Source organism: Magnetospirillum sp. LM-5 (assembly GCF_902729445.1).
GTDB lineage: Bacteria > Pseudomonadota > Alphaproteobacteria > Rhodospirillales > Magnetospirillaceae > Magnetospirillum.
On sequence record NZ_CACVCE010000027.1, the window covers coordinates 1 to 13,295 of the forward strand.

Sequence of the window (13,295 nt, forward strand, 5' to 3'; positions counted from 1 at the left end):
GGGGTCAAGCCCGGCCATGACAAATCTGACATCAAGACGCCAGAATGCCCTTTCCGCGGCCTGCTACCCGCGCTTCAGCGCGGTGACCTCGATCTCGACCTTCATGCGGGGATCGACCAGGCCGCAGACGATGGTGGTGTTGGCCGGCTTGATGCCCTTGAAATACTTGCCCAGCACCGGGCCGACGGTCTGGAAGTAAGCCGCGTCGGTGATGTAGACCACCACGCGCACCACGTCGGCCAGCGAGGCATCGGCCTTTTCCAGGGCGCCAGCGATGGTCTGCAGGCACTGGTCGGCCTGATCGACCTCGGATTCGGCGATCTGGCCGTCCTTGAAGCCCGACGTGCCGGCGACGAACACCCACGGGTCCTGGACGACGGCGCGGGAATAGCCGGCCACTTCCTCGAACGGCGAGCCTGACGAGATCAGACGACGGGTCATGGAACGATCCTTCTGCAAGATGATGACAAGGCCTGCCGTTCTAGCCGACAAATTCTCAGGCGGCAATCACATGGTCGATGAAGGGCACGGTGCCGTCCAGGCTATCGACATCCAGCACCCACAGGTCCCAATCGACGTCACGGGCGCGGGCGACGTAGGATTCGGCGCGATCCTCGGGCACCGGCTCGGCGCCGCTGGCCTTCAGCCAGCCCAGCGCGCCCTTGGCGTCGCGGGCCTGCGACCAGATGTCGTAAAGCCCGCCGCCGCGATAGACCCGGACCAGGATGGTGCCGGCATCCTCGTCGCCGCGCCTGGCCACCACCACCGGAATGGCCTGGGCCGAGCAGCGGCGGATGGCGGCATGGACGAACAGCTTGGCCTTGAGCTTGGGCTCGCTCATGTCTCGTCCGAGGGGTTGGTCGGGTCCTTGACCGCCATGCGCGAGCGGGCGATCTCCCAGATGGCATCCAGCAGGTTGGGATAGGCCGACACGAATTTGTGGAACTCGCGCGCATCCAGGATCAAGAGCTGGCAGCGGGTGGCGGCCCGCACGGTGGCGGTGCGCGGGCGTTGCTCCAACAAGGCGATCTCGCCGAAGAAGTCGCCCTGCTTCAACAGGAAGGTCCCTGTCCGGCCCAGCACCTCGACCTGGCCGTTGACCAGGAAGTACATGCATTCGCCCAGGTCGCCTTCGCGCATCAGCACCTCGCCCTTGACGGCGCGATAGACCTTCAGAAGCGACGCCACCTCGGCGATCTGGTTGGCCTGCAGCTTGGCGAAGAACGGCACCTTGGCCACCAGATGCCAGGTCGAGACGAAGCTTTGCCGGCGCATTTCCTCGGTGAAGCCCGAAGCCAGGATCGAGGCCGGCAGCGCGAACATACACAATCCCAAGATCGCCACCACGCCGCCGAACACCTTGCCCAGGGCGGTGGCCGGCACCACGTCGCCATAGCCCAGCGTGGCCAGGGTCACCACGCTCCACCACATCGCATGGGGCACGCTGGCGAAGCTGGGATTGACGTCACGTTCGACGAAGTAAAGCAGCGCCGAGGTCGAGACGATCAGCAGCACCATGATGAACAGCGCGCTCATCAGCGGCCGGAACTCGGCCATCATCACCGCGCCCAGGGTTTCGAGCGCCGGCGAATAACGGGCCAGCTTCAGGAAACGGATGATGCCGAAGATGGTTTCGCCGTCGCGGGGCAGACCCAGCGCCTCGCCCACCAGGAAGGGAACCACCGCCAGGAAGTCGAAGATGCCATAGGGACTGGTGGCGTAAGCCAGCATCGACCGCACCGGCTTGTCCTCGGTCCCCGAATCCCAGGCCTGCCACAGCCGCACCAGATAGTCGAAGGTCAGCACCGCCAGGGTCAGGCTGAGCAGCAGGCGCGAGGCGCCATAATACTCGCCCCACATGTCTGGGACGGTGTCGAGCGCGGCAACCATCGTCGACAACATGATCGACGCCATCAGCAGCGCCCGATAGATCGCCGCCCGCCGGGGCGGAAACGGCCCTTCGGCCACCATGCCCTTTAGCCAATACACTGTCGGCACCCCTTCCCCCGATCCGATCCCATGACTATAGCGCGTGTAAGTGACGCTTGTCCAAACAGCCGGGCACGCCCATATCAGCCGAACCGAAAATACGAAAGTCGTCCCGATGCTGGAATACCGCCCGTTCACCGAACTTGGAACCTTCGCCAACGACTGGCTGGACGCCCACTATCATTTCAGCTTCTCCGACTATGCCGATCCCGACCGCATGGGGCTGGGCGCGCTGAGGGTGTGGAACGACGACACCATCCGGGCCGGCACCGGCTTTGCGCCGCACGGCCATCGCGACATGGAGATCGTCACCTATATCCGCCAAGGCGCCATCACCCACGAGGATTCGCTGGGCAACCGAGGCCGCACCGAGGCCGGCCAGGTGCAGGTGATGAGCGCCGGCACCGGCATCCGCCATGCCGAATACAATCTTGAAGACCAGGCCACCACCTTGTTCCAGATCTGGATCATGCCGCGCCGCCAGGGCGTGGCCCCGCGCTGGGAGACACAGCAATTCCCCCGCTCGCACGGGCGCTTCGACATCCTGGCCTCGGGCCTGGCATCCGACGGCGATGTTCCCATCATCCACCAGGATGCCCGCGTGCTGGGCGGCACCCTGGATGCCGGCACGACCATCGCCCGGCCGCTGGTCCTGCCCCATGCCTATCTGGTGGTGGCGCGTGGCGCGGTCACGGTGGGGGACATCGCCCTGGGCCCGCGCGACGGGGTCGCCGTCACCGGCGAGACGGTGCTGGCCCTGACCGCGACCGAGGAAGCGGAACTGGTGCTGGTGGAAACGGCATAGAATGGCGACACGGGACGACGGGCCGCGACCCATTTTGGGCGCGGCCTCCCCTCCCTGACCGGCTCGACCTCAGCGGATCGGCATCAAGGCGTCCATCTTGACGCGAACGGTCCCCTCGCGGTGCAATTGCCCGCCCTCGCGGACGATCAGCAAGGCGCGGCGCGGGTCTTCCGGTCGCAGGGCGGCGTCGGACATGGCCTCGGTGGTCCGCGCGGCGCTGTCGCTTTCCGGGCGGGCCTTGGGCGTGATGGCGCCGGTCTCGCCCGAGCCCGCCGACGGGGTGCGAACCATCTGCAACTCGCCACCGACATCCAGCACCAGCGGCTTGTCGGTGCCGGCGAAGCGCTCGCCGACCGAATCGTGGACCTGGGTGATGGTCACCCGATCCACCGACACATCGACCACCTTGCCACGCTGCATGGTGACGTCGATATTCTCGACGAACAAGGCGGCGACGGCGCCGGCCTGACGGGCGCGGGCGATGGTTTCGGACAATGGCGGCAGGATTCCGACGCCGGCCGCGGCGGCCTTTTGGGCAATGGCCTCGGCGACGGGATCGGCATCGGCCTTGTTGACGCCGATGGCATCCAGCAGCCAGCCGATATCATTCATCGTCTGCTGGAAGGCGCTTTTCAGCGATTCCTGCTTTTCCTTGTCTTCGGAATTGCTGTCGGTCGAGCGGGCCGAGTTTTCCAGGGCGCGCGGATCGTTCAGATCAGGGGGCTCGAGCTTATGGCGCAGCCACGCCTCGGCGATCGTGCTGCCCTCCAGCATCTCCTTCATGTCCTTCAGGCGCGCGCTGGCCTGGGCGGAAAGCTGGACGGCATCTTTGACCGTCAGCGGCTGCTGGGCGGCCGCTTCGACGGGATTGATCAGTTGAACGCCCGGCTGCACGGGAGCCAGCGCATACTGTGCGCGTCTGGTGATATCGAGATCGTCGACCATGGACGTGACCCTTCTCGTCAGTCTGCCGATAAAAAACTACGCTTCTGCGAAGTGACCCATTGTCGCCAAAATTGCCACGGAGTGCAAGAATTTCCGTCACTCCGCCTCGGTAACTTCACTACTTTCTAATACAGATATTGCTTTGATAGCGTCGATTCCGCTAGGCTTGGCCATCACCATCGATGGGCTGCCGGCGGGTCCGCGCGGTTCCGACAAGGAGAGAGGGAATGGCGAAGAAAGTTGAGGGCTGGTCGCGGCGCGACGTGCTGGCCGCCGCCGGCATCGGCTGCGTGGCGATGGCTGCGCCGAAGATGGCGCACGCGACCCCCCAAGAGGCGGACGACCTGGTCAAGAAGCTGATCGGCGGCGCCGCCCCCAAAGAGGGCAAGGTTCAGCTGAAGATCAAGGATGTCGCCGAAAGCGGCGCGGCCGAGCCGATCGCCGTGTCGGTCGACAGCCCGATGAGCGCGGCCGACCACGTCAAGGCGATCCATGTCGTCGCCGAGGGCAACCCGGCTCCGGGCGTGTCGTCCTGGTTCCTGACGCCGAAATCCGGCAAGGCCGAGGTGGCCTTCCGCATGCGCCTGGCCAAGACCCAGGTGGTCCGCGCCTATGCCGTGATGAGCGACGGCTCGGTGTGGATGGCCAAGCAGGAAATCAAGGTCACCATCGGCGGCTGCGGCGGCTGAGGAACGGAGTTAAGGACTATGGCTGCACCCACCATCAAGAGCCGCATCCCGGCCAAGGCCAAGAAGGGCGAGATCATCGAGATCAAGGCCCAGATCACCCACGACATGGAAACCGGCCAGCGCAAGGACGCCGCCGGCAAGGTCATCCCCAGGAAGATCATCAACAAGTTCGTGGTCACCTGGAACAACGACGTCGTCACCAGCGGCGACTGGCACACCGCCATGAGCGCCAACCCCTTCGTCACCTGCTACGCGCTGGCGACCGAATCGGGCAAGATCAAGCTGGCCTTCCATGACGATTCCGGCGAAGTCTACGAGCAGGTCTCGGAAATTACCGTCGAATAGGGCCAAGCCCCCCGGTCCAGGCCGGGGGGAATGCTCGCCCGCGAAGGCGAGAGCCCAGAGCTGCGCGGGAAGACCGGGTGTCGCCCCATCCCCCCGCCCTCGCGGGGACCAAACCGTCGCCTACCTGGCCGCGACCACGTAGTGGCGCAAATTGTCCACTTCCATATCGGCCTGATCCAGGCGGCTTTTCACCACGTCGCCGATGGTGACGATGCCGATCAAATGATTGTCGGAATCGACCACCGGCAGATGGCGGATACGCTTCCCGGTCATGGTCTTCATCAGACTGTCGAGCGTATCATCCTCGTGGCAGGTCAGAACCGTCGCCGTCATCAGGTCGCGCACCTGCGCGGTGGTGCAGACATTTTCCTGCGCCGCCAGGCCGCGCACGATGTCGCGTTCCGACAAGATGCCGGCGATGGCCCCGTCGGCATGGGTGGCGATCAGCGCGCCGATGCGGTGGGTCGCCAGCAATTTGGCCGCTTCCGAGATCGAGGCGTCGGGCGAAACGGTCACGACGCCGGCGCCGCGAGCCTTTCCCTTCAGGATATTCTTGACGAACATGGCAATACCTCCCCGGTTTTTCCGAGGGCAATCCGCACGGAGAGCCTCATAGCTGATAAGGGGACGCGGCCGCCTCCCTTCAAGGCCTATACGGAAGGGGGGCGGAAGTGCAGCCGAAAGGCCGAGCGGGCGGCCTCGGCATCGGTCAGGTCGTAGCCCCAGGCTGCCAGCACCTGATCGGCCGGCTGGTCGGCCGGATCGGGAAACGGCCAGGTACCGATTCCCGCTGCCGCCAGCCTGCCCCACGGAAACAGGGCGCCGGGATCGGCCTTGCGCCCGGGCGCGACGTCGGAATGGCCGACCACGTTGGCGGCCGGGATCGGGTGGCGGGCCAAGATGGCCCCGGCCAGGTCGATCAGGGCGCAAATCTGCGCCTCGGCGAATAAAGAATCGCCCGAATTGACCAGTTCGATGCCGATCGAGCGGGAATTCACGTCGCTATCGCCGCCCCAACAGGACTTGCCGGCATGCCAGGCCCGCATGTCTTCCGCCACCAGGGCAAAGACCCGGCCGTCTTCCTCGATCAGGTAATGGGCCGACACTTCGGCGGCCGGATCGCACAGCCGGGCCAACGAGGCGGCGCCGTCGATGACGGTGTAATGCAGCACCAGCATGTCGATCAGGGCTCGGCGCCGCGGGCCGAAATTGGGCGACGGATGGTCGATGATCTGGTTCATGGCCCCGGTTCCACCCGCTCGCCCCCGCGCTGCCCGGCCAATTGCACCAAGGCCACACCGGCCACGGTAATGGCGCCGCCCACCACTTTCTGCCAGGTCAACGCCTCGCCCAGCACCAGCACGCCGCCGGCGACGCCGATCACCGGCCCCAGCAGGGTGATCGGCACCAGCCGGCTGAGGTCGTGGCGGCTGACCAGACGGTACCACAGGGTATAGGCCACCAGCGACGAGCCGATGGTGGTATAGGCGATTGCCGCGACCACCGGCCAGGTCATCGCCGCCAGTGCCGCCCCCTGCCCGCTTTCGGCCGCCAGCGAGATGCCGGCCAGCAGCGGTGCCGTCATCAACCCCATCCAGCCGTTCAGCGCCAGCGGGTGGATGTCGCCCAGCTTCTTGACCTGAATGTTGCTGACCGCCCAGGCGGCCATGGCGATGACCGCCACCACCAGCGGCGCCGTCGCCGGCAATTGCGGCTCGCCGGCCAGCAGGGCGACGCCGGAAAAGGCCGCCACCAGGCCGGCACCTCGGCGCAGACCCAGCCGGTCGCCGAAGAAGGCCCAGGCCAGCAGCACCGAGAACGGCACCCCCAATTGGGTGACGATCGCCGCCGTGGCGGCATCCATGCCGGCCACACCCCAGAACAGCAGGCCGAAATGGCCGACACCCAGCACCAGGGCCAGGCCGGCGATACGCGGCAACTGGTAGGCCTGGGGCCGGAAGAAGGCCACGGTCAACACAGCGACCAAGGCAAAGCGCAGACTGCACAGCAGGAACGGCGACAGCACCGTCAACGCCACCTTGACGGCGATGAAGTTCAGCCCCCACAGGGTGACGACCACCAGCGCCGTCAGCCCGTCTTTCAGGTTCATGACCGGGCCGCCATCTCTTCCTTCAGACTTTCCAGCTCCAGCCAGCGCTCCTCGGCCGCCGCCAACTCGTCGCGCGCCGCATCAAGGCGCTTGACCGCCTGGTCGAAACGGGCGGGATTCTTTTCGTACAAGGCGGGATCGGCCAGTTCGACCTCGAGCTTGGCGATCTCGGCCGCCAGCTTCTCCAGCCGGGCCGGCAATTCGTCCAGTTCGCGCTGGTCCTTGTAACTCAGCTTGGCCTGGACCTTGGGGCGCGCCGCGATGGTCTCGGCCTTGGCCTCGATCCTGGCGGCGTCGGACGGCCGGGCCGGGCGCTGGGCCAGATAGTCGGAATAGCCGCCGGCATATTCGCCGATGGTGCCGTCGCCCTCGACGGCGATGACGCTGGTCACCAACCGGTCCAGGAAGTCGCGGTCGTGGCTGACCACCAGAAGTGTGCCCTCGTAATCGGCCAGCATCTCTTCCAGCAGGTCCAGCGTGTCCATGTCCAGATCGTTGGTCGGCTCGTCCAGGATCAACAGGTTGGACGGCTTGGCCAGCAGCTTGGCCAGCAGCAGACGGTTGCGTTCGCCGCCCGACAGTGCCGAAACCGGCGTGCGGGCCTGGTTGTCGGAAAACAGGAAATCCTTCATGTAGCCGACCACATGGCGGGGCTGGCCGCGCACCCAGACATTGTCGCCGCGCCCATCGGTCAGGGTGTCCCACACCGAACGCTCGGGGTCGAGGCGGTCACGGCGCTGGTCGAAATAGGCCGCTTCCAGGTTGGTGCCCAGCCGCACATTGCCGCCGTCCGGGTCCAGGTCGCCGGTCAGCAGGCGCAACAAGGTGGTCTTGCCGGCACCGTTGGGACCGATCAGGCCGACGCGGTCGCCGCGCAGGATGCGGGTCGAGAATTCCGGCACCACCAGCTTGTCGCCATAGGATTTGGTGACCTTGGTGGCCTCGATGACCAGCCGGCCCGAGACGTCGCCGGCATCGACCGCCAATTGGGCGCGCCGCTCGGCATCCTGGCGGGCGCCGAAGCGCTGGGCGCGTTCCTGGCGCAGGCCATTCAGGGCGCGCAGGCGGCCCATGTTGCGCTTGCGCCGGGCGGTGACGCCGCGCGCCAGCCAGTGCAGTTCGCGCCGCAGCAGATTGTCCATGCGTTCCAGCTCGGCCTCGGCCGCCTGGTAGGTCTCCTCCTGCCAGGCCGGGAAGCCGGCGAAGCCGAACTCGGCCCGACGCACCAGGCCTTGCTCCAGCCACAGGGTCTGCTTCGAGATCTGTTCCAGGAAACGGCGGTCGTGGCTGATCACCACCAAAGCGCCGCCATAGGATTTCAGCCGCTCTTCCAGCCACAGGATCGCCGGCAGGTCGAGATGGTTGGTCGGCTCGTCCAACAGCAAGGCGTCGGGCTCGCCGACCAGGGCGCGGGCCAGGGCGGCGCGGCGGGATTCGCCGCCCGACATCCCCACGGTCGAGCGGTCGGGGTCGACGCCCAGTTCGGCCAACAGCGCCTCGGCGCGGTAGGTCTGGTCGCGCTCGTCGGCGGGAAGACCCAGGACCACGTATTCGCGCACGGTGTCGGCGTCGGGTACCGGGTCCTGCGGCAGATAGGCGACGCGGGTGCCGGGCTGGACGAACAATTCGCCCGAATCCGGCAAGATCTGGCCGGCGAACACCTTCAACAGCGTCGATTTGCCCGAGCCGTTGCGGCCGACCAGGCAGGTCTTGTCGCCCCGGCCGACCCAGGTGGTCACGCCCTCGAACAAGGGATTGCCGCCGAAGGTCAAGCGGACGTCACGAAGGGAAAGCAGCGGGGGTGAAGCCATGAGAAAGGACCAAGCCGGGAAAACCGGCCGGGACTTTATCAGAACCAATGCTTGTCGGCGAACACCGCGATGAACAGCCCCAACAGATAGGGCATCGAGGCGGCGAAGTTCCAGCCGGCCCAATATCGCGACGGCGTCAACACCAGCTTGACGTTCAAGCCCAGCAGCAGCGCACCGACCAGCCCGGCCCCGATCAGATAGGGGGTGCCCAGCCAGCCCATGGCCCACGGCACCAGCGACGAGCCGACCAGCAGCACCGAATTACCCAGGATGCACCAGGCGGTGCGCTCGACGCCCACCACCACCGGCAGCATCGGCACGTTGGCGGCGCGGTAATCATCGACCAGCAGGATCGACAGCGCCCAGAAGTGGCTGGGCGTCCACAGGAACAGCGTCACCGCCAGCAGCGCGGGCAGCATCCATTGCGACGGCTGGACCACGGCGGCTCCGGCCAGCAGGGCGAAGCTGCCGGCCCCGCCGCCGAACACGATGTTCCACCAGGTCCGCCGCTTCAGCCAGACGGTGTAGATCACGGCATAGACGAACACCCCCAGGAACAGATGCACCGCCACCACCCAATTGAGCGCCGACACCGCCAGGACGATGCCGGCCAGGGTCAGGCAGCCGGCCAGCATCAGCGCCTCGGTGGGCGCGACCGTGCCGACCACCATCGGTCGGTTGCGGGTCCGCTTCATCAGGGCATCGATATCGCGGTCGAACACATGGTTGAAAACCGCCGAGCCGCCCGAACCCAGCACCATCACCAGCACCAGCAGGGCCAAGTGGAGAGGCTCGACCGTTTCCGCCACCGCGCCATAGCCGGTGACGGCCGTCAGCGCGATCATCAGGGCGATGCGCAGCTTCAGAAGCTCGACATAGGATTTCATCGGCATGGCACGCCCCTTAGAGATAGAGGTGATAAAGCATCGCATAGACGATCAGGCCGGTCAGGCTGACATAGACCCACAACGGCCAGGTCCACCGCGCCAGACGGCGATGGGCATCGACCTTGCCCTGCACCGCGCGCGCCAGGGTCAGCCCCACCATCGGCGCCACCAGCGCGGCCAGCGCCACATGGCTGATCAACAAGGTGTAATAGACCGGCCGAATCGCGCCCTGGCCACGAAAGACGAAGATCGGCGCGCTGAAATGATAGACGACATAGACCACCAGGAAGGCGGCGCTGACCGCCACCGCCGAAACCATCGCCCTCGGGTGCCAATCCTTGCGCCCGGCCCGCACCAGGACGAAGCCCGCCAGCAGCAGCACCAACGACACCGCGTTCAGCGCGGCGGTCAAATGGGGAAGCACGTTGGCGGTGGTCATCCGCCGGCCGCCATCATCTGGCCGAAACGGATCAAGGCAGCGCCATAAAGGCCGGCCGCCGCCGCCACTGTCGCGATCACCGTCAAGGTGATTCCCAAACGCCGCTTGGTTGTCGTGCTGCCCATGGCCCCCTCGCCAAAATCGAAGTCGCTACAGGGACATCTGGGGTGTCGAAGCCTGCGGAAAAAGGGGGGCGGACTTGCCGTCTTAGCGCTGGGCACCCCTTATGCGCATGCTATAAGTAGCATGCTGAAAACGGATCGATCGCAGGGAAAGGGAACCCGCATGGAAGCTCGCATGGAAAACCTGGCCGCCGGCCGAGTCTGGACCTTGAGCGGGCGGATGACTTTTCACGACAACGACCGCTTCCTGGCGATCCTGGCCGAATTCGCGTCCGATTCCGGCCGCCGGGTCGTCCTTGATCTGGCCGGCGTGGAATATACCGATTCCTTCGCCATCGGCCTGCTGCTGCAGGCTGCCGAGCAGGCTCGCGCCAACGGCATCACCTTGGTCATGGCGAAGCCGTCGGCGACGGTGCGCTCGATCCTGGAACAGATGGATCTTGCCGGCCAATTGCCGGTCGAGCCGCCGCTGCAACCGGCGTCGGGCCATGGCGCCACGGCGATGGCCGCCGCCGAGACGGGCGGATTGAAGCTTTCGCCGTTGCCGTCCGAGCGCGGTCCGGGCCTGGCGCTGTCGGGCCGTTTCACCTTTGCCGCCCAAGGCACCTTCCTGAGCGTCCTGCAGCAGATGGAGCGCCTGAACGGCAGCCATTACCGCCTGGACCTGGCCGACGTGTCGTTCATGGATTCCGGCGGGCTGTCGATGCTGATGATGGCCAACGACCAGGCCCGCCATGTCGGCGGCACGCTGATGCTGGCCAATCCGTCACCGCGCGTGCGCGACCTGTTGCGCATGGCCGCGGTCGATACGGTGATGGCGATCGAGGGATAGCGCCACGGCCCGGCCCGGGACCGGGCCTTCCGCCGTGATCAGCCCTTGTCGAGCACCGCGCGCAGATTGACCCCCTTGGTGTCGTCGGCATTCAGCACCGATTCGCGGCGGTCCTTGTGATTGGCCGAGGCGGCGCGAATGCGGTCCAGCGCCCGGTTGAGATCATCCAGCGCCTCGGCCATGTCGGGTGAGAAATCCTCGACATCGATGGCGTTGATGTAGGTGGACATGTCCAGCGCGAAAGCCTCGAACTGACGCAGATGGTCGGTCAGCGAGCGCGGGCGCTTGTTGTAAAGCTTGTGCGCCGCCCGGATATTGCCCAGGAAAATGGTGATCAGGCCGCGAATGAATGGATCGCACGAGGCCAGCTTCTGGTCGAAGACTGCCTTCGGAACCCGGACCAGGATGGTATGGCCTTCGGCGATGGCGGTGGCCATGCGCGGCGTGCCGTCGATCACCGCCATCTCGCCGAAAATGCCGCCCTGCTTGATGGTGCCCAGCCGCACCGTCTCGCCGTCGATTTCCTTGAAGATCGCCACTTCGCCCATTTCCACCACGAAGGCGGCGTCGCCGGATTCGCCCTGGGCGAAAATGACCTTGCCATGTTCGTAGGAGCGGCGGTCCAGCAGAGGGGTCTTGGCCATGAGAGTTTCCTTCTTTCCCCGTCATTCATGGCATTCCCCGCCGCCGCTGGCAACCGGCGCAAACGCCCCTATATGAGGAAAGCCAGCCGGCGCGCCTTGACGCCCGCGGGCCGGCTTCTTAGAGTTGGGCAAACGAGGGGTCGATGCCTCTCAATGGCTCGACCAGCGACAGAAGGATTTGGCGATGAAGAATGTGACCGATGCGACCTTCGAGGCCGAGGTTCTGAAGGCGAACGGCCCGGTTCTGGTGGATTTCTGGGCGGAATGGTGCGGCCCGTGCCGTCAGATCGCTCCGGCGCTCGAGGAATTGGCGAAGGATCTGGGCGCCAAGATCACCGTCGCCAAGATCAACATCGACGAAAACCCCGCCACTCCGGGCAAGTACGGCGTGCGCGGCATCCCGACCCTGATGATCTTCAAGGGCGGCCAGGTGGCGGCCACCAAGATCGGCGCCCTGCCCAAGAGCAAGCTGTTCGAATGGGTGGAAGGCAGCCTGTAAGGCCTGCCGCCTTTCCCAAAACGGGGGCCCCGTCGGCACGATGGGGCCCTTCGTCTGTCGGGGGCATGAAACCATGAAGCGCCATTCACCGGCCTCTGAGCGCAACCGCGACCCGATCCTGGCCCAGCTGCGACGCTGGCTGGCCGGCGCCAGACAGGTGGTCGAGATCGCCTCGGGCACCGGGCAGCACGCCGCCTGGTTCGCCCGCCACCTGCCGCACCTGGCCTGGCAGCCGACCGACACCGACGCGGGCGCCCTGGACTCGGTCGCCGCCTGGGCCGCCGAGGCCGCCTGCCCCAACCTGCACCCGCCCATCGGTCTGGACGTCACCCGCCACCCCTGGCCGGTCACCGAAGCCGATGCGGTGTTTTGCGCCAACATGATCCACATCGCCCCGTGGGACGCCGCCGTCGGGCTGATCGAGGGGGCGGCGGCGCTGCTGCCGGCCGATGGGCTCTTGATCCTTTACGGCCCCTTCACCATCGGCGGCCGCCATACCGCGCCGTCCAACCAGGATTTCGACCTGGACCTGAAGTCGCGCAACCCGGCCTGGGGCGTGCGCGACCTGGAAGCGGTGGGCCAACTGGCCCAGACCCACGGGTTTGACCACCTGGAAACCGTGCCGATGCCGGCCAACAATCTGTTGGTGGCCTGGCGCAAACGCCCTTGACATACGTAACAGTTACGATTACAGATATCGCCATGGCCAAGAACTGTCGATTCGCCGTTGCCACTCACATTTGCGCTCTGCTCGCCATGGGCGACGGGCAACCGGTGACGTCGGACTGGATCGCCGGTTCGGTCAACACCAATCCCGTGGTGGTGCGCCGGCTGCTGTCGGCCCTGGCCAAGGCTGGTCTGGTGTCGTCGATCAGGGGCAGTGCCGGCGGATCAGTGCTGGCCCGGCCTGCCGGGCAGATTTCCCTGGCTCACATCCACCGCGCGGTGGACGAGGAGGAAGGCCCCGCCCTGCACAACCAGACGCCCAACCAGGCCTGCCCGGTTGGGCGCGGCATCCAGCCGGTGCTGGTCCGTATCATCGACCGCGCCGAAGCGGCCAAGGAAGCGGTGCTGGCCACCACCATGCTTTCGGAAGTGGTGGCGGCCATCCGTGCCGAAGCCGGATAGAGACCCTGTTTTTTTTGCGAGTTTTTGTAACAGTATCAATCACGATTACA

19 protein-coding genes are annotated in these 13,295 nt (G+C 66.0%); 7 read left to right on the plus strand and 12 right to left on the minus strand.

The window, feature by feature from the left end:
* Positions 1-63: 63 nt before the first annotated feature.
* The 3 genes from MTBLM5_RS11010 to MTBLM5_RS11020 are packed head-to-tail and all read right to left on the minus strand — an operon-like array spanning position 64 to position 1,989.
* Positions 64-441: a RidA family protein gene (locus MTBLM5_RS11010; protein ID WP_173976170.1), complete on the minus strand. Its 378-nt coding sequence runs from the start codon at positions 439-441 to the stop codon at positions 64-66.
* A 55-nt stretch (positions 442-496) separates the two neighbouring features.
* Positions 497-841, minus strand: coding sequence for a DUF1491 family protein (locus MTBLM5_RS11015; RefSeq protein ID WP_173976171.1), 345 nt, complete (start codon positions 839-841; stop codon positions 497-499).
* Positions 838-1,989, minus strand: a complete 1,152-nt coding sequence (locus MTBLM5_RS11020) for a cyclic nucleotide-gated ion channel (RefSeq protein WP_254431001.1) — start codon at positions 1,987-1,989, stop codon at positions 838-840. Before MTBLM5_RS11020 ends, MTBLM5_RS11015 begins: the two co-directional genes overlap by 4 nt.
* A 115-nt stretch (positions 1,990-2,104) precedes the next feature.
* Here MTBLM5_RS11020 and MTBLM5_RS11025 point away from each other — a divergent pair, with 115 nt between their 5' ends.
* Complete coding sequence (locus MTBLM5_RS11025; protein WP_173976172.1) at positions 2,105-2,794, plus strand: pirin family protein; 690 nt, start codon at positions 2,105-2,107, stop codon at positions 2,792-2,794.
* A gap of 69 nt (positions 2,795-2,863) precedes the next feature.
* On the opposite strand, the gene MTBLM5_RS11030 is transcribed toward MTBLM5_RS11025, so the two are convergent.
* The gene (locus tag MTBLM5_RS11030; RefSeq protein ID WP_173976173.1) at positions 2,864-3,739 is read right to left on the minus strand and encodes a hypothetical protein; all 876 of its coding nucleotides are present in this window, start codon (positions 3,737-3,739) and stop codon (positions 2,864-2,866) included.
* A gap of 227 nt (positions 3,740-3,966) precedes the next feature.
* On the opposite strand from MTBLM5_RS11030, the gene soxY reads away from it, so the two are divergent.
* On the plus strand, positions 3,967-4,428 hold the full coding sequence (soxY, locus tag MTBLM5_RS11035; protein WP_173976174.1) for a thiosulfate oxidation carrier protein SoxY: 462 nt from the start codon (positions 3,967-3,969) through the stop codon (positions 4,426-4,428).
* A gap of 18 nt (positions 4,429-4,446) precedes the next feature.
* Positions 4,447-4,773, plus strand: coding sequence for a thiosulfate oxidation carrier complex protein SoxZ (soxZ, locus tag MTBLM5_RS11040; RefSeq protein ID WP_173976175.1), 327 nt, complete (start codon positions 4,447-4,449; stop codon positions 4,771-4,773).
* Positions 4,774-4,893: 120 nt separating this feature from the next.
* Here the strand turns inward: soxZ and MTBLM5_RS11045 are convergent, their stop codons facing one another.
* From MTBLM5_RS11045 to MTBLM5_RS19055, 7 genes are all read right to left on the minus strand, one after another.
* Positions 4,894-5,337: a CBS domain-containing protein gene (locus MTBLM5_RS11045; protein ID WP_173976176.1), complete on the minus strand. Its 444-nt coding sequence runs from the start codon at positions 5,335-5,337 to the stop codon at positions 4,894-4,896.
* Positions 5,338-5,423: 86 nt separating this feature from the next.
* Complete coding sequence (locus MTBLM5_RS11050) at positions 5,424-6,014, minus strand: N-acetylmuramoyl-L-alanine amidase (protein WP_173976177.1); 591 nt, start codon at positions 6,012-6,014, stop codon at positions 5,424-5,426.
* A complete protein-coding gene (locus MTBLM5_RS11055; RefSeq protein ID WP_173976178.1) occupies positions 6,011-6,883 on the minus strand; it encodes a DMT family transporter in 873 nt (290 codons plus the stop codon). Before MTBLM5_RS11055 ends, MTBLM5_RS11050 begins: the two co-directional genes overlap by 4 nt.
* Entirely contained in the window at positions 6,880-8,694 is a 1,815-nt protein-coding gene (locus MTBLM5_RS11060) for an ATP-binding cassette domain-containing protein (protein ID WP_173976179.1), read from the minus strand. The genes MTBLM5_RS11055 and MTBLM5_RS11060 overlap by 4 nt, the downstream gene beginning before the upstream one ends.
* 38 nt (positions 8,695-8,732) lie before the next feature.
* The gene (cyoE, locus tag MTBLM5_RS11065) at positions 8,733-9,587 is read right to left on the minus strand and encodes a heme o synthase (RefSeq protein WP_173976180.1); all 855 of its coding nucleotides are present in this window, start codon (positions 9,585-9,587) and stop codon (positions 8,733-8,735) included.
* Positions 9,588-9,597: 10 nt separating this feature from the next.
* Positions 9,598-10,020: a DUF420 domain-containing protein gene (locus MTBLM5_RS11070; protein ID WP_173976181.1), complete on the minus strand. Its 423-nt coding sequence runs from the start codon at positions 10,018-10,020 to the stop codon at positions 9,598-9,600.
* On the minus strand, positions 10,017-10,145 hold the full coding sequence (locus MTBLM5_RS19055) for a hypothetical protein (protein ID WP_256367170.1): 129 nt from the start codon (positions 10,143-10,145) through the stop codon (positions 10,017-10,019). The genes MTBLM5_RS11070 and MTBLM5_RS19055 overlap by 4 nt, the downstream gene beginning before the upstream one ends.
* 160 nt (positions 10,146-10,305) lie before the next feature.
* On the opposite strand from MTBLM5_RS19055, the gene MTBLM5_RS11075 reads away from it, so the two are divergent.
* Complete coding sequence (locus tag MTBLM5_RS11075; protein ID WP_217425014.1) at positions 10,306-10,974, plus strand: STAS domain-containing protein; 669 nt, start codon at positions 10,306-10,308, stop codon at positions 10,972-10,974.
* Positions 10,975-11,012: 38 nt separating this feature from the next.
* Here the strand turns inward: MTBLM5_RS11075 and MTBLM5_RS11080 are convergent, their stop codons facing one another.
* A complete protein-coding gene (locus MTBLM5_RS11080) occupies positions 11,013-11,618 on the minus strand; it encodes a cyclic nucleotide-binding domain-containing protein (RefSeq protein ID WP_173976183.1) in 606 nt (201 codons plus the stop codon).
* Positions 11,619-11,796: 178 nt separating this feature from the next.
* Here MTBLM5_RS11080 and trxA point away from each other — a divergent pair, with 178 nt between their 5' ends.
* The 3 genes from trxA to MTBLM5_RS11095 all read left to right on the plus strand — a co-directional run bounded on the left by trxA (position 11,797) and on the right by MTBLM5_RS11095 (position 13,245).
* Complete coding sequence (gene trxA, locus MTBLM5_RS11085) at positions 11,797-12,117, plus strand: thioredoxin TrxA (RefSeq protein WP_256367171.1); 321 nt, start codon at positions 11,797-11,799, stop codon at positions 12,115-12,117.
* Between the two features lie 73 nt (positions 12,118-12,190).
* Entirely contained in the window at positions 12,191-12,787 is a 597-nt protein-coding gene (locus MTBLM5_RS11090; protein ID WP_173976185.1) for a DUF938 domain-containing protein, read from the plus strand.
* Positions 12,788-12,819: 32 nt separating this feature from the next.
* Positions 12,820-13,245: an Rrf2 family transcriptional regulator gene (locus MTBLM5_RS11095; RefSeq protein WP_173976186.1), complete on the plus strand. Its 426-nt coding sequence runs from the start codon at positions 12,820-12,822 to the stop codon at positions 13,243-13,245.
* Positions 13,246-13,295: the final 50 nt, after the last annotated feature.